General features: G+C 71.8%; 13 protein-coding genes. 6 read left to right on the top strand and 7 right to left on the bottom strand.

Features of this window, described 5'->3' with window-relative positions; translation table 11 throughout:
• Positions 1-55 precede the first annotated feature (55 nt).
• Both AB0B85_RS14080 and AB0B85_RS14075 read left to right on the top strand, forming a co-directional pair.
• Entirely contained in the window at positions 56-1813 is a 1758-nt protein-coding gene (locus AB0B85_RS14080) for a substrate-binding domain-containing protein (RefSeq protein ID WP_357407060.1), read from the top strand.
• Positions 1814-2037: 224 nt separating this feature from the next.
• Positions 2038-3504 carry a sugar transferase gene (locus AB0B85_RS14075; RefSeq protein WP_357407115.1) on the top strand — a complete coding sequence of 489 codons (1467 nt, stop codon included), beginning with the start codon at positions 2038-2040 and terminating at the stop codon, positions 3502-3504.
• A 10-nt stretch (positions 3505-3514) separates the two neighbouring features.
• Here the strand turns inward: AB0B85_RS14075 and AB0B85_RS14070 are convergent, their stop codons facing one another.
• Positions 3515-4645, bottom strand: a complete 1131-nt coding sequence (locus tag AB0B85_RS14070; protein ID WP_357407058.1) for a PP2C family protein-serine/threonine phosphatase — start codon at positions 4643-4645, stop codon at positions 3515-3517.
• 58 nt (positions 4646-4703) lie between these two features.
• Here AB0B85_RS14070 and AB0B85_RS14065 point away from each other — a divergent pair, with 58 nt between their 5' ends.
• Positions 4704-5393: a MarR family transcriptional regulator gene (locus tag AB0B85_RS14065; protein ID WP_357407057.1), complete on the top strand. Its 690-nt coding sequence runs from the start codon at positions 4704-4706 to the stop codon at positions 5391-5393.
• A gap of 20 nt (positions 5394-5413) precedes the next feature.
• Here the strand turns inward: AB0B85_RS14065 and AB0B85_RS14060 are convergent, their stop codons facing one another.
• Entirely contained in the window at positions 5414-7021 is a 1608-nt protein-coding gene (locus AB0B85_RS14060) for a SpoIIE family protein phosphatase (protein ID WP_357407055.1), read from the bottom strand.
• A 127-nt stretch (positions 7022-7148) separates the two neighbouring features.
• Complete coding sequence (locus AB0B85_RS14055) at positions 7149-8387, bottom strand: ROK family transcriptional regulator (RefSeq protein ID WP_357407052.1); 1239 nt, start codon at positions 8385-8387, stop codon at positions 7149-7151.
• 78 nt (positions 8388-8465) lie between these two features.
• Between AB0B85_RS14055 and xylA the strand changes: the two genes are divergently transcribed.
• The 3 genes from xylA to AB0B85_RS14040 all read left to right on the top strand — a co-directional run bounded on the left by xylA (position 8466) and on the right by AB0B85_RS14040 (position 12639).
• Entirely contained in the window at positions 8466-9653 is a 1188-nt protein-coding gene (gene xylA, locus AB0B85_RS14050) for a xylose isomerase (protein WP_357407050.1), read from the top strand.
• A gap of 9 nt (positions 9654-9662) precedes the next feature.
• Positions 9663-11090 (top strand): xylulokinase, encoded by a 1428-nt coding sequence (gene xylB / locus AB0B85_RS14045; RefSeq protein WP_357407048.1) that lies wholly within the window; start codon positions 9663-9665, stop codon positions 11088-11090.
• A 94-nt stretch (positions 11091-11184) separates the two neighbouring features.
• A complete protein-coding gene (locus AB0B85_RS14040) occupies positions 11185-12639 on the top strand; it encodes an MFS transporter (protein WP_357407046.1) in 1455 nt (484 codons plus the stop codon).
• 298 nt (positions 12640-12937) lie between these two features.
• Here the strand turns inward: AB0B85_RS14040 and AB0B85_RS14035 are convergent, their stop codons facing one another.
• The 4 genes from AB0B85_RS14035 to AB0B85_RS14020 all read right to left on the bottom strand — a co-directional run bounded on the left by AB0B85_RS14035 (position 12938) and on the right by AB0B85_RS14020 (position 17797).
• A complete protein-coding gene (locus AB0B85_RS14035) occupies positions 12938-14611 on the bottom strand; it encodes a glycoside hydrolase family 13 protein (RefSeq protein ID WP_357407113.1) in 1674 nt (557 codons plus the stop codon).
• Positions 14612-14663: 52 nt separating this feature from the next.
• Positions 14664-15710, bottom strand: coding sequence for a LacI family DNA-binding transcriptional regulator (locus tag AB0B85_RS14030; protein WP_357407044.1), 1047 nt, complete (start codon positions 15708-15710; stop codon positions 14664-14666).
• A 73-nt stretch (positions 15711-15783) separates the two neighbouring features.
• Entirely contained in the window at positions 15784-16749 is a 966-nt protein-coding gene (locus AB0B85_RS14025) for a carbohydrate ABC transporter permease (protein WP_357407042.1), read from the bottom strand.
• A gap of 1 nt (position 16750) precedes the next feature.
• On the bottom strand, positions 16751-17797 hold the full coding sequence (locus tag AB0B85_RS14020) for a sugar ABC transporter permease (protein WP_357407040.1): 1047 nt from the start codon (positions 17795-17797) through the stop codon (positions 16751-16753).
• Positions 17798-17861 lie beyond the last annotated feature (64 nt).

Raw genomic sequence — 17861 nt, 5'->3', positions numbered from 1 at the left:
ACTTTAGGCCGAACGGATGTGGCAGAGACGGCACCTTGTACGCAAGATGGTCACCGTGTCAGCAGGCCGCCATCGCATGCGTTCGAAACTCCACCTCGCAGCCGCCGCCGCGACGGCGACGGTGCTCGTCGTCACGACCGGCCTGTGGTTCGGCTATCGGGAGCTGGTCCAGTCCAGCTGCTCGGGGGAGATCCGACTCGCGGTGGCGGTCGCCTCCGAGCTGGCCCCCGCTGTGGACGCTGCTGCGTCCCAGTGGGTCAAGGACGGCGCCGCGGTGGGTCCGACCTGCATCAAGGTCGATGTCTCCGCGTCCGACCCGGTCGACGTGGCGGCCGTGGTGGCGGCCAAGCATGGCGCGGTCCTGGCCGGTGTGGGGCAGGCCAGCGGCACCGCCGTCAGCCCGGACGTCTGGGTGCCGGACTCCTCGACCTGGCTGCTGCGGTTGAAGAAGGACGCGACAGCGTTCGCGCCGACCAACGGCGCGTCGATCGCGCGCAGCCCCATCGTCGTCGCGATGCCCGAGCCGATCGCCCTGCGGCTGGGTTGGCCGGACAAGAAGTTCAACTGGACCGACCTGCTCAAGCAGGTGAACAACACGAGCGCGCCGCTGCGCACCGGGATCGTCGAGCCGACCCGTGACGCCGCCGGCCTGTCCGGCCTGCTCTCGTTGACCGCCGCCGCCAACGGCGCAGGCGGCGACGCCCAACGCAACACCGTCGGCGCGCTTCGCGCACTGGCCACCGGCCGCTCCTCGCTGCGCAACGACCTGCTGGCCCGCTTCCCGACCGCCAACGACGCGACGTCGATCGCCAGCGGTCTCGGCGCGGCGGCGCTGTCCGAAGAAGACGTGATCGCCTACAACAGCAAGAAGCCACCGGTGCCGCTGGCCGCGCTCTACATGGAGCCGGCCCCGATGCCGCTCGACTACCCCTACGCGGTGCTGCCCGGCATCGAGCCGACCAAGGCGTCGGCGGCCCGGGTGCTGTTCGAGTTGCTCACCAGCCCCTCCTTCCGGAACCGGCTCGCGGCGCAGTCGTTGCGCGCACCGGACGGCAACTGGGGTGACGGCTTCAAGGCTCCGCAGGGCGCCCCGAGTCCGTCCGGTGGTGCGCCGACCGCAGCGGCGAACGGCGGCACCGCCGCTGGTGGGCTGGACCCGGCAGCGATCCAGCGGGTCGTCTCCAGTTGGTCGATCGCCACCCAGTCCGGCCGGATGCTCGCCGTCATCGACGTCTCCGGCTCGATGAAGGACCCGGTGCCCTCCGCCAACAACCGGAGCCGGGAGGAAGTCACCGTCGACGCGGCCCGTCGTGGCCTCGGCCTCTTCGACGACTCCTGGTCGATCGGCCTGTGGACCTTCTCCACCAAGCTGGTCGGCAACCGGGACTATCGGGAGTTGGTCGGCATCGGCCCGCTCTCCGGCCAGCGGGCCCAGCTGGAGGCGGCGCTCGGTGGCATCAAGCCCTCCGACGGCGACACCGGCCTCTACGACACGATGTTGGCCGCGTACCAGGCGGTGCAGGAAAACTGGCAGCCCGGCCGGGTCAACTCGATAGTGCTGTTCACCGACGGTAAGAACGACGACGACAACGGCCTCACCCAGCAGCAGCTGCTCGCCAAGCTCAAGCAGATCGCTGATCCGGAGCGGCCGGTCCAGGTCATCATGATCGGCATTGGTGAGGGCGTCAGCAAGGCCGAGCTTGAGTCGATCACCAAGGTGGCCGGTGGCGATGTCTTCGTCACCAAGGACCCGAGCGAGATCGGCAGCATCTTCCTCAGCGCCATCGCGCGACGTCCGCCGGCACCGCGCTGAGCTGACGTACGGCCCTCAGCGGCCTGCCTACCGGGATCCGGTAGGCGGGCCGCTTTTTGGCTTCCAGGTTGAAGAAAAGTGACGGCAATACGTCCGAAGCAATCGGCGGTCATAGTTATGGAGGCAGGATGTCGACTGTTCCGGCATAGTCGGTGCGCCTCCGGTCCGACCCGTTGGCCGGGGCCATCCTGAGCAGAGTGGGAGGGCCGGTGACCGCGGCGACACTGTTGACCCCCGCCACGACGGCGGAGCCGAACGACAACCGCGCCGGGCTGGTGGCGCGTGCCGACGAGCGGTCCTACATCCGGGTCATGGTGGTCCTGGACACCACCGTGCTCATCATCGCGCTGCTCATCGGCTACGTCACCCGCTTCGGTGACGGCGAACCGGCCGGCTCCGAGATCCCGTACGTGCTGGTGGCCCCCGGGTTGGTGCTGGCCTGGCTGACCTCGCTCAAGGCGCTCGGCTGCTACGACGACCGGGTGATCGGCTACGGGGCGGACGAGTACCGGCGGGTCAGTTCCGCGAGCCTGCGCCTGGCCGGCGCGATAGCCATCATCGGCTACATCACCGACCTCGGCGTCTCGCGGGGCTTCCTGGGCATCTCCTTCGCGGTGGGCACCGTCGGGCTGGAGGTGGCCCGGTTCGCCGCCCGCAAGCGCCTGCACCGGGCCCGCTCGATGGGTGCCGGCTGGTCCCGCCGGGTGCTGGTGGTCGGCGACACCGCCCACGTGTTGGAGTTGGTGCACACGCTGCGCCGCGAGCCGTACGCCGGGTACCAGGTGGTCGGCGCGTGCATCCCGGACGCGCTGCTGGCACCGGTGGCGCAGCGCCTGGGCGACGTACCGGTGGTGGGGTCGTTCCGGGGCATCCCGGAGGCCGCCACCGCCATCGGCGCGGACACCGTCGCGGTGACCGCCTCCGGCGAGCTGACCGCGACCCGGCTGCGTCGCCTCGGCTGGCAGTTGGAGGGCACCGGCGTCGACCTGGTCGTGGCGCCCGCGCTCACCGACGTCGCCGGCCCGCGAATCCACACCCGTCCGGTGGCCGGCCTGCCGCTGATCCACGTCGAGGCACCGGAGTTCCGTGGTGCGCGCAAGTTGGTGAAGGGTCTCGTCGACCGGTCGGCCTCGTCGCTGGCGCTGGCGCTGCTGATGCCGCTGATCGCGGTCATCGCCCTGGCCATCAAACTGGACAGCCGCGGCCCGGTGCTCTTCCGGCAGGTCCGCGTCGGCCGGGGTGGGCAGGAGTTCGGCGTGTTCAAGTTCCGCACCATGGTGGTGAACGCCGACTCGCTGCTCGCCGAGCTGACCGCGCGCAACGAGACCGACGGCCTGATGTTCAAGATGCGCCACGACCCCCGGGTCACCCGCGTCGGCCGGCTGTTGCGCAAGTGGTCGCTTGACGAGCTGCCGCAACTGGTGAACGTGCTGTTGGGCCAGATGAGCATGGTCGGACCGCGACCGCCGCTGCCCTCGGAGGTGGCCCGCTACGACGGCGACGTGGCGCGGCGGCTGCTGGTCAAGCCGGGCATGACCGGACTGTGGCAGGTGAGTGGCCGCTCCGACCTCAGCTGGGAGGACGGCATCCGGCTCGACCTCTACTACGTGGAAAACTGGTCCCTCGCCGCCGACCTCACCATCCTCTGGAAGACCTTCGGTGCGGTCCTGAACGGTCGCGGAGCGTACTGACGGCCGGCGGTCACGACTGCGGGCCGGTCCAGTCCAGGCAGACGACCACCGCGTCGTCGACCAGGTCACCGGCCACGAAGGCGCGCAGGTCACCGATCAGGGACCGGACGGCGTCAAGGGGCTCCATCGGCCCGGTCCGCCGCAGGAACCGGTCAAGTGCCGTCTCGCCGTAGCGCATGTGCTGGCCGGTGGCCTCCACCACGCCGTCGCTGACGACGAAGACCCGGTCGCCGCGCTCCATCGGGAACTTCTGCTCGTGGTAGTCGGTCTCCTCGAACATGCCGAGGGGGAACTGCGCTTCCAGGGGCTGCTCGGTGACCTCCCCGTTGCGGAGCAGGACCAGCCGGGGTGAGCCGGCATCGACAACTGTCATCATCCCGGACCGCAGGTCAAGCTCCATCAGCAACGCCGACAGGTGCTGCTCGCCCCGGTACAGGTCGTAGATGGCCTGGTCGGCGAGGGCGGCCTGGTCGGCCAGGCGCAGCCCGGCCCGACGCGCGTTGCGGAGCGCGTGGGTGGCCAACGAGGTGAGCAGGGAGGCGGCGACCCCCTCGCCGGTGCCGTTGATCGTGGACAACCAGAGTCGTTCCCCGTCGTCGGACCAGTCGAAGCTGTCGCCGCGGACCGCGTAGGCCGGCTCCAACTGCCCGGCCAGGCTGAACGAGGGGCGGATCCGGCTGCGGCCGGGGAGCAGGTCCCACTGCATCTCGGCGGCCAGGGTGAGGCGCTGGGTGCGCCGCGCCGTCCGGTAGACGTCGGTGCCGGCGGAGACCGCCGCCACCTCGTGGGCGAGCGCGGTGGCGATGTCGGCCAGCTCCGCGATGACCTCCCGGTCGTCCGGGACGGGCGCCAGGCACAGCACCCCGCGACGCTCGCCACGCATGGTCACCGGAAACCAGGCGGTGCCGTCGGCCAGGATCGGCGACTGGTGGTCGAAGGCGCGCCAGGCGGGATGCCCAGGGCTCGTGATCGAGTCACCCTCGGTGAGTGGCAGTAGCTCCGAGAGCCGGTAGTCGACCTGGTAGAGCTCGACGTCGGTGATTGCGTACGACCGGGCGAGCACCTCGCCGATACCACCGACGAGACGGTCCGCCGATGTCTCGTTCAGGGCGCGTCGTGCCTGATTGACCGGTTCACTCATCGTCGCTCCCTCGGTGAAAGCTCAACCACCAGTGGTTTCGGAGTACTCTCGGGCCACCATGGCTGAACTGCACAGTTCGACGGACCCCGAGACGAGTATGGCTGCCGCGCTCGATGAGACTGCCGCTGCCCTGCTCGGCATCTGGGAATCCGCCCGGGAGGGGACGGCCGGCCGAGTCTCCGGCGCCCAACTACGGGCGGTGATGGTGGTCGAGCAGCACGACGGGATCAACCTGCGGCGGTTGGCCACCCGGCTCGACATGCTGCTCAGCTCCGCCAGCCGGCTCTGCGACCGGCTGGTCGCCGCCGGCATGCTTGAGCGTGAGCCGGGGCGCTTCGACCGGCGGGAGATCTCGCTGCACCTCACGCCGGAGGCCCGCCGGCTCCTCACCGAGCTGCGGGCCGACCGGCAGGCGCGGCTCGCCGTCGTGCTGGCCGGGATGAGCCCCGCGGGCCGCCACGCGCTGCTTGACGGCATGCGGGAGTTCGACGAGGTCGCCCGCCAGCAGCGGGCGCAGCGCACCCCGAAGTCGCGGGACTGGCCGGACGACCCGGACCGGCCCGGTGGGCGCTCGGACGACTGGTCGGACGACCCGGACCGGCCCGGTGGGCGCTCGGACGACTGGTCGATCGATCCGGACCGGCAGACCCGCCAGGCCTGGGCGGACCAGTCCGGTGCGCCGGAACTGTCGATCGGCGGCAACCGGGACCGCCCGGCCGACGGACCGCCGGTGGCGCGGACCGCCTGACCACCTCGCCGAGGCGACGATCACCCCGGCGTCGGGGCACCCACGGCCAGCATCGCGATGTCGTCGTGCGCCTCGCCGGCCAGCCATTCGTCGACCGCCTGCCGTACCCGGTCGACGAGCGCGGCCGGCGACAGCCCGGCCGCCGAGGCGAGCACGGCGCGCAGCCGGGCCACGCCGAACGTCGCCAGGTCACGCGGGCCGCGCGCCGAGGTCACCCCATCGGTGTACGCGAGCAGCAGGTCACCCGGGGCGAGGTGCACCCGGGTCTCGGCGAATCGTGCGACGGTCAGCGCTCCGACCGGCATCCCGCCGACCGGGACCGTGCTGACAGTGCCGTCGGCGGTGACAAGCAGTGGCGCGGGGTGGCCGCCACCGGCGATCCGGATGTCCAGCCCGGCGGGCCCGCTGTCGATCGAGCCGAGCAGCAGGGTGGTCAACTGGCTCTGCCGTGCCGCGTCCGGGGCGTCGGCCAAGGCGCGGTCGAGTAGCTGGATCAGCTCCAGCGGACGCTGCTCGACAAGCCGCAGCGTCCGCAACGACTGGCGGACCCGGCCGGTCAACACGGCCGCGCCCACCCCCTTGCCGCACACGTCGCCGAGCGCGAACAGGGCTCCGCGTGGGTGTGGGAACACCTCGTAGAAGTCGCCACCGATGCGCAGGGTGTCTCCGGCCGCCCGGTATCCGCCGGCAATGGCCACGCCGGGCACTGTGGGCAGCTCGGGCGGGAGCAGGCTGGTTTGCAGCACCTGGGCCAGGTGGGCCTGTTCGCCATGGAGGTCGGCGCTGGTCAGCGCGGCGCCGGCCCGGGCGGCGAACTCGCGGGCCAGTTGGACGTCACGCTCGTCGAAACCGGGCCGCCCGACTTGGCGGATGAGCAGTAGGGCCCCGGCCGATCCGTCGGCGCTGAGCAACGGGCTGACCAGCACGGTGCCCGGGCCGAATCCGGGCGGCAGCAGGGTGGCCAGGTCGGCGGGGCCGGCATCCGGCCAGGGCCCCGGCTCGACGAACTCGCCGGCCAGCGCCGCGGCGACGCCGGGCACGGTGCCGGTCAGGCTGGCGGGGGTCAGGCCGGCGACCGCTGTCGGCTCTCCGTCGGCGTACCGGATCCAACGGGTGGGAGACCCGGTCGGGGTGGCCGGTCGGGGCAGTGCCACCGCCAGGTCGGCCAGGTACGGCACGGCGAGGGTGGTGGTGGCCAGGAGCACCTGGTCCCGGTGCAGGGAGAGCCCGAGCCGGCTGCCGGTCTGGGCGAGGAACGCGGTGCGGGCGCGCTCGGTCCGCAGCGCGGCGGTGTGGGCGTGCTCCTCGGTGACGTCGCGGACGTACCACGCGTACCGGGAGCCGGCGAGCTGCCGCCGGGTGCCGTGCAGCCGCCGGCCGTGGTGCTCGGCGTAGAACTGGGCGGCGTCGTCGGCGAAGGCCCGGGCCAGGCCGGCCACCGGGCAGCGGGCCAGGTCGGTGCCGATGGTGATCTCCGGGAGCAGTTGCTGCGCCGTGGCGTTGGCCAGGGTGACCCGACCGGTCCCGTCAGTGGTCAGCACGGCCTCGGCGAGCCCGTCGAGCAGCTCGCGGGCAAGTCTCGCGTCGGCCGGCAGAGTGGTGTCGCTGGGTTGCCGGGTCGTGGTCACCGTCCGACGTCACCGCGCGTCTGACGACCTGTACGCATGCTGCTGCTCGCCTCCTCGCCGCGGATCGTTGCTGCTGGAAAGGCTACCGAGCCCCTCGGACACCCGCCCAGCCAGCGCTTGGCGTCGATCAACCGGAGCGGCCCAACCAGCCGGCGGGCTGGGCGACGATCCGGCGGGCCACCGAGCCGGCGGCGCCCACCGCGGCGGCCTCCGCACCGAGCGTCGACGGCCGGACCGTCACCGGCGACCAGGCGGCGGTGAGCACCCGACTGGCGATCTCGGCGAGCACCGGCGGACACAACCAGGGTGCCAGCGCCGCGTAACCGCCACCGAGCACCACGGTGTCCAGGTCGAGCAGGTTGACGACACCGGCCACCGCGACGCCGAGCGCCGTCCCGGCCTCGTGGAGCGCCCGGAGCGCGTCCGGGTCACCGGCCGCGGCCAACTCGGCAAGTCGCGCTGTCCCGGTGTCCGCGGGGAGTTCGGTCCGGGCGAGCCCGGCGGCGGTCACTATCGCCTCCTGACCGGCGTACTGCTCCAGGCAGCCCTGTCCGCCACAGCGGCACGGGCGGCCCTCGGGGTGCACCGGGAGATGCCCGATCTCGCCGCTCCAGCCGCGTACGCCGCGGAACAGGGCGCCGTCCAGCACGATGCCGGCGCCGATGCCCACCTCTCCGGAGATGTGCAGGAAGCTGGCCGGTCCGGGTGGCCGGGAGTGCAGCTCACCGAGGGCGGCGAGGTTGGCCTCGTTGTCCACCACGAGCGCGGGTACGCCGGGCACCTGCTCGACAAGCGGCGGGTGCGCGGCGAGTAGCGCGGGCACCGGCACGTCGCGCCAGCCGAGGTTCGGCGCGAGCCGGACCACTCCGGAGTCGTCCACCAGGCCGGGCACCGCGAGTGCGGCCCCGACCAGGGTGAGGCCCTCGTCGGCGGCGTGGTCGCGGGCCGTCCCGGCGATTTCGACAAGCTGGGCCAGGGCATCGGCGGGGGCCACCGGGCGCAGGTCGGCCCGGTGTACCGTGCGGTGCCGGACCTGTCCGGTGAGGTCCACCACACAGACCGCCAGATAGTCGACGTTGACCTCCAGGCCGAGCCCGGCCGGTCCCTGGTCGGCCAGGACGAGGCCGCGGGCCGGGCGGCCGGCGCCGGCGCGGGGCGCCGGTTCGGACTCGCTCACCAACTGCCCGGCGAGTAGGTCCTCGACCACCGCGGACACCGTGGCTCGGGTCAGGCCGGTAGCGGTCGCCAGATCGGCCCGGGACGGAGGTCGGTCGGCCGCGGCGATCCGGCCCAGGACCAGCGCGAGGTTGAGTTCGCGCAGACTGCCCTGACGGACTGCGCCGGCCGGGGCGTGGGTGAGGCTCACCCCTTGACAGTGCCATAGGGCGGGCAAATAATTCAATGGCTGAACAAATAGCCGACAACACCACCCCGGAGGTTGCTCATGGCACCCCGTCCCACTCCCGCCGACAAGTTCTCCTTCGGGCTCTGGACCGTGGGCTGGCAGGCCCGTGACCCGTTCGGTGACGCCACCCGGCCCGAGCTCGACGCCGTCGAGGCGGTGCACCGGCTCGCCGAGCTGGGCGCGTACGGCATCACCTTCCACGACGACGACCTGATCCCGTTCGGCGTCGACGCCGCCACCCGGGACCAGCACATCGCCCGGTTCCGCAAGGCCCTCGACCAGACCGGCCTGGTGGTGCCGATGGTCACCACCAACCTCTTCACCCACCCGATCTTCAAGGACGGCGGCTTCACAAGCAACGACCGTGACGTCCGCCGGTACGCGCTGCGCAAGGTGCTGCGTCAGGTCGACCTGGCCGCCGAGCTGGGTGCCAGCACGTTCGTGATGTGGGGCGGTCGCGAGGGCTCCGAGTACGACCTCGCCAAGGACGTCCGCGCCGCGCTCGACCGCTACCGCGAGGCCGTCAACCTGCTCACCCAGTACTCCATCGACAAGGGCTACAACCTGCGGTTCGCGCTGGAGCCCAAGCCCAACGAGCCGCGCGGCGACATCCTGCTGCCCACCATCGGGCACGCGCTCGGCTTCATCTCCCAGCTGGAGCACCCGGAGCTGGTCGGCCTCAACCCGGAGGTCGGGCACGAGCAGATGGCCGGGCTCAACTACGCCCACGGCATCGCCCAGGCGCTCTGGCAGGGCAAGCTGTTCCATCTGGACCTCAACGGCCAGCGCGGCATCAAGTACGACCAGGACCTGGTCTTCGGCCACGGTGACCTGATGAACGCGTTCGCCCTGGTCGACCTCCTGGAGAACGGCGGCCCCAACGGCGGCCCGGCGTACGACGGCCCCCGGCACTTCGACTACAAGCCCTCCCGGACCGAGGACATGGACGGCGTGTGGGCCTCGGCGGCGGCCAACATGAGCACCTACCTGCTGCTCAAGGAGCGGGCCGCGGCGTTCCGCGCCGACCCCGAGGTCATCGAGGCGCTCGCCGCCAGCAAGGTCGGCGAGCTGAGCACGCCCACGCTCGGCGACGGCGAGGGCTACCAGGAGTTCCTGGCCGACCGGTCCGCGTTCGAGGACGTCGACGTGGACGCGGTGGCCGCGCGGGGCTTCGCCTTCGTCCGGCTCAACCAGCTCGCCGTCGAGCACCTGCTCGGCGCCCGCTGAGGCCCCGCCATGCCGTTTGTCGCAGGCGTTGACTCGTCCACCCAGTCCTGCAAGGTGGTCATCCGGGACGCGGAGACCGGGGCTCTGCTGCGGCAGGGCCGGGCACCGCACCCGGACGGCACCGAGGTCGACCCGGAAGCCTGGTGGCAGGCGCTGCGCAGCGCCGTCGACCAGGCCGGCGGGTTGGCCGACGTGGCGGCGATCTCGGTCGCCGGCCAGCAGCACGGCATGGTGTGCCTCGACGAGGACGGCCGGGTGGTCCGCCCGGCACTGTTGTGGAACGACACCCGATCCGCCGACGCCGCCGTCGACCTCGTCGAGGAGGCCGGCGGCGGCGCGGCCGGGCGTCGGTTCTGGGCCGAAGCCGCCGGCAGCGTCCCGGTGGCCAGCTTCACCATCACGAAACTGCGGTGGCTGGCCACCCACGAGCCGGAGGCGGCGGCCCGGGTGGCCGCCGTCTGCCTGCCGCACGACTGGCTGACGTGGCGGCTGGCCGGCGCACCGGGGTTGGGCGCGTTGCGCACCGACCGTGGTGACGCCAGTGGCACCGGCTACTGGTCGCCGGCGACCGGTGAATACCGGCCGGACCTGTTGGAGCGGGGCTTCGGTCGGCAGTTGGTGCTGCCCGAGGTGCTCGGTCCGGCGGAGTCGGCCGGCAAGCTGGCCGACGACCTGGGCGGCTCGGGCGGCGCGCTGCTCGGGGCGGGCACCGGGGACAACGCCGCCGCCGCGTTCGGCGTCGGTGCCGGCCCCGGCGACGTGGTCGTCTCGATCGGCACCTCCGGCACCGTGTTCAGCGTCGCCGACGTGCCGGCCGCCGACGAGAGCGGTGCCGTGGCGGGCTTCGCCGACGCGTCAGGTCGTTTCCTGCCGCTGGTCTGCACGCTCAACGCGGCCCGGGTGCTGGACGCCGCCGCGGCGATGCTCGGGGTCAGCCTGGACGAGCTGGCCGACCTGGCGCTCTCCGCGCCAGCCGGCGCGGACGGGCTGGTCATGGTGCCCTACCTGGAGGGGGAGCGGACGCCGAACCGGCCGCTCGCCACCGGTGCGGTGCACGGCCTGACCCTGCGTACGTCGACCCCCGCGCACCTGGCGCGGGCCGCCGTGGAGGGCATGCTCTGTGCGCTCGCCGACGGCCTGGACGCGCTCATCGCACAGGGCGCCACCGTCCGCCGGGTCATCCTGGTCGGCGGCGGAGCCCGGTCGGCGGCGGTGCGTCGGATCGCACCGCAGGTCTTCGGCTGCCCGGTCGTCGTGCCGCCGGCCGGGGAGTACGTCGCCGACGGCGCCGCCCGGCAGGCCGCCTGGGTCGCCCTGGGCGGCCCCACGCCGCCGGCCTGGGCGATCGAGGGCACCGAGGAGTACGCGGGCGAGCCGGTTCCCGCCGTCCGCGACCAGTACGCGGCGGCTCGCGGACTGGTTCTCGACCGGCGCTGACCGTCGGGATCGACGCGGGTGGGGTGCCGGAGCCTGTGGGCCGGCACCCCACCCGCGTGCCGGCCCTCGTGGCGGCGTCTGGTTGGCTGCCGGCATGACGGTGACCAGTGGCGGACCCGGTCGGGGTCGGGCGCAGCCCGGCCCACGCCCGCCGGGCCGGGGCGGTGGTCCGGCCCACCGGTTGTACAGCGTCGTGGTGTTCGTGCTGCTCGCCTCCCTGGACAACGTGGCGATCGGGCTGGTCCCGCCGCTGTACGGCCCGATCTCCGACGCGTTCCAGGTGTCCGGGCGGCTGCTGGGTCTGGTCACCGCGGTCAGCTTCCTGGTGAGCGCGGTGGCCGCGGTCGGCTGGGCGTACGTCGGCGATCGGACCAATCGCAAACGCCTGCTCATGGTGGGGACGCTGCTCTGGGCGGCCGGCACCGGCGGCAGTGCGCTGGCCGGCGGCTACCTGACCTTCCTGGCCGCCCAGTTGGTGGCGGCCGTCGGTCTCGGCGCGGTCGGCTCGGTGGGGTTCTCCGTGGTCACCGACCTGATCTCACCGACCCGGCGGGGGCTGGTGATGAGTTTCTGGGGCCTTTCCCAGGGGGTCGGCACCCTGGCGGGCACGCTCGTCGGCGGGCTGCTCGGGGCGACCGACTGGCGGCGACCGTTCCTGATCCTGACCGGCGTCGGCCTGGCCGCCACAGTGGCCTACCTCTTCACGTACGACATCCGGCGCGGTCAGAGCGAGCCGGAGTTGGCCGACCGGCTGGACGCCGGCGCGGAGTACGACTATCGGATCAGCCGCGCCGACCTGCCGCGGATCCTGGCCCGCCGGACCAACCGGTGGCTGATCCTGCAGGGCCTGACCGCGCAGGCCGCGTTCGGTTCGCTGGTCTGGCTGCCGGTGCTCTTCGCCGAACGGGCCGAGGCCCAGGGCTATTCGGCGTCGACGGCGGTGGTGGTGGGGAGCGTCTTCGCCACGCTGTTCCAGCTCGGCGGGGTGCTCTCCATCGTGGGCGGTCTGATCGGCGACGCGGTGCAGCGGCGCAACCCCGGCGGTCGGGCGCTTGTCGCAGCGGTCGGCATCCTCGCCGCGCTGCCGTTCTACCTGGTGCTGTTCTTCGTCCCGGTGACCATCGACGTGCCGGACGGTGCCAGCGGTGGCGCGGTGGTGGGCGCGGTGCTGGCCAGTGTGTTCACCGAGCCGTCGGTGGGCCTGAGCCTGCTCACCGCTGTCGTGGCGCTCGCGTTGACCTCGGCCAACTCGCCGAACTGGTTCGCGCTGATCGCCGACGTGAACCCGCCGGAGCACCGGGGCACCGTCTACAGCCTGGGCAACCTGGTGAACGGGGTCGGCCGGGCGGCCGGCAACGGCCTGGTCGGGGTCGCCTTCCAGGCGCTCCGGACGGCGTTCCCGCCGCCGCTGAACTTCGCGGTGGGGCTGGCCGCGTTCCAGCTCTTCTTCATCCCCACCGGCGTCATGTACTGGCTCGCCTCGCGGAGCTCACCAGCGGACATCGAGAACGTGCACGATCTGCTGCACACCCGCGCCGACCGCCTCTGACCGCCCGCGCCGCGCTGGGATCGTGCCCGTGCCCGCGTCCGGGACTGCGCCCGCGCCCATCCCCATGCCCAAGATCGCACTAGTTCCAGGATGTAGTGCTTTCGACGCGGCACGAAGCCCCTACATCCTGGAAATAGCACGATCTTGGCATCGGGCATCGGGCATCTGGCGTCGGGCGTCGGGCGTCGGGCGTGGCGGCGCAGGGACCGTCTGACTCGTTTGCGGCATCAGCTCCAAAGCACACCCGACAGACCCGCCCTGGGAGCGTCGCTTCCAGGGCGGGTCTGTCGGCGGGGGATCAGCCCCGCAGCCAGACGGTCACGTCGGTTGGGACCGCGCCGTCGTCGTTCAGGGGGGCACTGGTGGCGAGCACCTCGGCACCGGCGGGCACCGGCACCGGGGCGGTGCCGAAGTTGGTGAGCACGGTCAGCGCACCGTTGCGGAAGGTCAGCACCTCGTCGCCGGCGGGCAACCAGGCAAGGGTGCCGCGACCCAGCCCGTGCTCGCGGCGCAGCCGCAGCGCCGTGCGGTACAGCTCGTACGTCGAGCCGGGCACGTCACGTTGACGGTCCAGGGCGTACTCCGCCCAGACCGCGGGTTGCGGCAGCCAGCTCGCGTCGGTGGGCCCGAAGCCGTACGACGGGGCGTCGGCCTCCCACGGGATCGGCACCCGGCAGCCGTCCCGGCCGCGCTGGGTGTGTCCGCTGCGCGCCCAGGTCGGGTCCTGCCGGGCCTCGTCGGGCAGCGTGGTGTGCTCGGGCAGCCCCAGCTCCTCGCCCTGGTAGAGGTAGGCCGAGCCGGGCAGGGCGAGCATCAGCAGGGTGGCCGCCCGGGCCCGGCGCAGGCCGAGCGCGGCGTCCGGCTGCGGGTCACCGATGCCGATGCCGTTGGGACGGCCGCCGCCGATCGGCAGGCCGAGCCGGGAGGCGTGCCGCACCACGTCGTGGTTTGACAGCACCCAGGTGGTCGGCGCGCCGACCGAGTCGGTCGCCTCCAACGAGCGGGTGATCACCGCGTACTGGGCCGGTGCGGTCCAGGCGGCGAGCAGGTACTCGAAGTTGAACGCCTGGTGCATCTCGTCCGGGCGGACGTAGCGGGCCAGCCGCTCGGCCGGCTCCACCCAGGCCTCGGCGACCAGCACCCGTTCGCCGGGGTAGCTGTCCAGAACCTGCCGCCACTGCCGGTAGATCTCGTGCACGCCGTCCTGGTCCCACATCGGCGGGCGCGGCTTGTCGATCTCGTTGCCGGAGAGGATCTCCTGCGGCTCCTGCCAGTCGGCCAGGTCGGCCTGCTTGATCAGGCCGTGCGCCACGTCCACCCGGAAGCCGTCCACGCCACGGTCGAGCCAGAACCGCAGCACGTCCAGGAACTCCGCGTGCACCTCCGGGTTTTCCCAGTTGAGGTCCGGCTGGCCGGTGTCGAACAGGTGCAGGTACCACTGGCCGGGTTGCCCGTCGGCGTCCACCGTCCGGGTCCAGGCCGGGCCGCCGAAGACGCTCTGCCAGTCGTTCGGCGGCTGGTCGCCGGCCGGTCCCCGACCGTCCCGGAAGATGTACCGGGACCGTTCCGGGCTGCCGGGCGCGGCGGGCAGCGCCGCCTGGAACCAGCGGTGCGCGGACGAGGTGTGGTTGGGGACCAGGTCGACGATCACCCGCAGGCCGCGGGACCGGGCCTCGGCGATCAGCTTGTCCGCGTCGCTGAGGGTGCCGAACAGCGGGTCGATGTCGCGGTAGTCGGCCACGTCGTAGCCGGCGTCGGCCTGCGGCGACGGGTAGAAGGGGGAGAGCCACACCGCGTCCACGCCCAGCTCGACCAGGTGGTCGAGGCGGGCGGTGATGCCGGGCAGGTCACCGATCCCGTCGCCGTCGGAGTCGGCGAACGAGCGGGGGTAGATCTGGTAGATGGTCGCCTCGGTCCACCAGCCGGTGGCCGGGTGACCGGAGGAGTTCTGCTGGGTCGGATCGGTGTTCAGGGTCTGCTCCCATGTCGCGCTGTGGGTAAATTGCCGGTGGATTGTGGGTTTTTCAGTGTGCCCGGGGTGGTGCTGTCGAGTCCCGCACCACCAACCGAGTGGGCAGGATCACCGGCGTGTCGTGGCCGGCGTCGCGTTGACCCACCACCGGGCCCGGCGGGCGGGCCCCGAGCGGGTCGAGCAACATCCGGGCGGCCAGCCGGCCCTGCTCGGCCGCAGGCTGGGCGACGGTGCTGAGCCCCAGCACACCGGCCAGGTCGTGGTCGTCTATCCCGATCACGCTGATGTCCTGCGGCACCCGCAGCCCAGCGTCGCGTACCGCTGTCATCGCTCCCATCGCCATCTCGTCGCAGGCGGCGACGATCGCGGTCGGCGGTTCGCCACTGGCCAGCAGCTCGGCGGCGGCCCGGTTGCCGCCGTCGATGGTGAAGGTGGACTCGACATCCAGGCTCGGGTCGGGCCGCAGGCCGGCGGAGCGCAGCTCCGCCTGGTAGCCACGGCGCCGGTCGAGGTGGGTGGTGAAGGCCAACTCGTCGTCCGGGTCGCCGGAGATGTGCGCGATCCGGTGGTGGCCGAGGTCGATCAGGTGCCGGGTGGCGGCCCGGGCGGCAGCGACGTCGTCGATCCGTACGCAGGGCCAGTTGGGCACCCTGCTGCCCGAGCTGATGGTGACGCCCGGCAGCTCCAGGCTGGCCAACGCGGTCAGGTCGGCCGACCGGAGTGGCGTGGCGACAAGCATGATGGCGTCCACCCGTTTGTGCAGATTGGCCGTGCGCAGGACCCGCTGGCGGACCTGCTCCCGGCCGCCCAGGTTGTAGAGCAGCAGGTCGTAGCCGGACTGGTGCAGGTACTCCTCGACCGCCTCGACGACGGTGCTGAAGAACCAGCGGGTGATCCGGGGGACCACCACCGCGACAGTGCCGGTCCGGCCCCCGGCCAGCCGGGACGCGCTCGGTGAGACCGCGTAGTCGAGTTGCTCGGCGGCGGCGAGCACCCGGTGCCGGGTGGCGGCGGAGACCGTCGGAAGCCCGCGCAGGGCCCGCGAGACGGTGGCCGTGGACACTCCGGCCAGCCGGGCCACATCATCGATCCTCGTCACGGTTCTTTTCCCCCGCTCGGTGCCCGGAGCGCCCGCCGCCGCCCGAGGGGCCAGGCGGCGGCGGGCGCGCGGGTCAGCCCTTGACGCTGCCGGCGAGCAGACCTCGCACGAAGAAGCGCTGCAGGGACAGGAACACGATGAGGGGTACGACGATGCTGACGAACGCGCCGGCGGTGAGGCGCTGCCACTCGTTGCCCCGGGTGCCGGCCATCTCGGCGAGCCGGACGGTGAGCGGCGCGGTCTCGTTGCCACCACCGGCGAAGATCAGCGCGACCAGCAGGTCGTTCCAGACCCAGAGGAACTGGAAGATGCCGAACGCCGCCAGCGCCGGGGTGATCAACGGCAGCACGATGGTGCGGAAGATCTTCGGGTGGGTGGCCCCGTCGACCCGGGCCGCCTCCATCAGGTCACCGGGCAGCTGCGAGATGAAGTTGTGCAGCAGGAAGACGGCGAACGGAAGCGCGAAGCAGGTGTGCGCGAACCACACCTGGGCGAACTTCTGCTCGTCGACCAGATCCCAGGCCGGCATCAGGGTCACGCCGCCGAGGGTGACGCCGGTGGAGAAGAACTTCAGCAGCGGCACCAGGGCCATCTGCAACGGCACGATCTGCAGCGCGAAGATCGCGATGTAGAGCCAGTCCCGGCCGCGGAAGTTGATCCACGCCAGCGCGTACGCGGCGAGCGAGGCGAAGGCGAGCGGAAAGAGCACCGACGGGAGGGTGATCGCCAGCGAGTTGATGAAGTAGCTGGCGAGCTGCCCGGAGGAGGACGACCCTCCGAACAGCACCTCCTGGTAGTTCTCCAACGTGAACTGTGGGTTGGTGAAGGCCGTCCACCAGCCGGTGGTCTTGATCTCGTCCTCCGGTCGGAGGGACGAGACGAGCAGGCCGAAGGTCGGGATGGTCCACACCACCGCGATGACGATCGAGATGAGCGTCGCGGTACGGCTGTTCAACCGCTTGCGAACTCGCCCGGCGGTGGACGTGGGGCCATCGGTCTTCTGGGTGCCGACGGCGACGGTGGGCGTTGCGGTGGTCATCTCAGCCCTCCCGCTGCTGACGGAGGTTGCGGATCTGGTAGATCACGACCGGGATGACCAGGATGAAGAGGAAGACCGCGAGCGCGGAGCCCTGCCCGTTCTGGCCGTACCGGAACGCCTGGTTGTACATCTCACTGGCGATCACGCTGGTGTCGTAGTTGCCGTTTGTCGAGGTCCGGACGATGTCGAAGACCTTGAGCGTGGCGATGGTGAGCGTCACCACCACGACGATCAGCGCCGGCCGGATGCTCGGCATGGTGATCCGCCAGAACATCTGCCACGGGCTGACGCCGTCGAGCCGGGCGGCCTCGACGATGTCGCCGGGGATGGCCTTGATCGCGGCGGAGAGCACCACCATGGCGAAGCCGGCCTGGATCCAGACCATGATGACGATCAGCAGCAGCGTGTTCAGCGGTGATTCGAGCAGCCACTGCTTGGGCTCACCGCCGACGCTGACGACGATCTGGTTGAGCAGACCGATCTGGTCGCCCTCACCCCGGTAGGCGTAGACGAACTTCCAGATGATGCTGGCGCCGACGAAGGAGATCGCCATCGGCAGGAAGATCAGGGACTTCGCCACCGCCTCGAACCGGGCCTTGTCCACCAGGATGGCGTAGATCAGGCCGAACGCGGTCGCCACCAGCGGGACCAGAACCACCCAGACCAGGGTGTTGATCAGGACCCGGACGATCGAGTCGTCGGCGAACATCCAGCCGTAGTTGCGCAGACCGACCCAGTTGGTGCTGCTCCCGTCCATCAGGGAGAGCAGCAGGGTGCGGATGGCCGGCACGACCAGGCCGACGAGGAGCAGCAGCAGCGTGGGCAGCAGGAAGAAGAGAGCGAAGACGCCCTCGCGCTGCTTGGGCCGCCGGGTGATCGTCGCCCCACTCATGGACGCGGCGACGAGTTGGGCCTCCCGCCGCCGGGCGAACCAGGCTGGCACCACGTCGAGCAGCAGCAGCAGACCGCCTACCACCAACACGAAGGCCAACAGCCCGTACATCAGCATGAGGAGCTTCGGCTGCTCAGCGGCGAAGTCGAACTCCATCAACCCTCCCTCTTGGGTCCAGATCCGCCGGTGGGCCGGCCCGCGGCTGCGGACCGGCCCACCG

It is taken from the genome of Micromonospora sp. NPDC049044 (assembly GCF_040649215.1).
Classification (GTDB): domain Bacteria; phylum Actinomycetota; class Actinomycetes; order Mycobacteriales; family Micromonosporaceae; genus Micromonospora.
This window is presented reverse-complemented; position numbering and strand designations above follow the sequence as displayed.

Bases quoted from the DNA above. Each gene is read 5' to 3' on its own strand.
- xylB (WP_357407048.1), top strand. From the start codon at position 9,663: ATGCCGTTTGTCGCAGGCGTTGACTCGTCCACCCAGTCCTGCAAGGTG.
- xylA (WP_357407050.1), top strand. From the start codon at position 8,466: ATGGCACCCCGTCCCACTCCCGCCGACAAGTTCTCCTTCGGGCTCTGG.
- AB0B85_RS14020 (WP_357407040.1), bottom strand. From the start codon at position 17,797: ATGGAGTTCGACTTCGCCGCTGAGCAGCCGAAGCTCCTCATGCTGATG.
- AB0B85_RS14025 (WP_357407042.1), bottom strand. From the start codon at position 16,749: ATGACCACCGCAACGCCCACCGTCGCCGTCGGCACCCAGAAGACCGAT.
- AB0B85_RS14040 (WP_357407046.1), top strand. From the start codon at position 11,185: ATGACGGTGACCAGTGGCGGACCCGGTCGGGGTCGGGCGCAGCCCGGC.
- AB0B85_RS14070 (WP_357407058.1), bottom strand. From the start codon at position 4,645: ATGAGTGAACCGGTCAATCAGGCACGACGCGCCCTGAACGAGACATCG.
- AB0B85_RS14065 (WP_357407057.1), top strand. From the start codon at position 4,704: ATGGCTGAACTGCACAGTTCGACGGACCCCGAGACGAGTATGGCTGCC.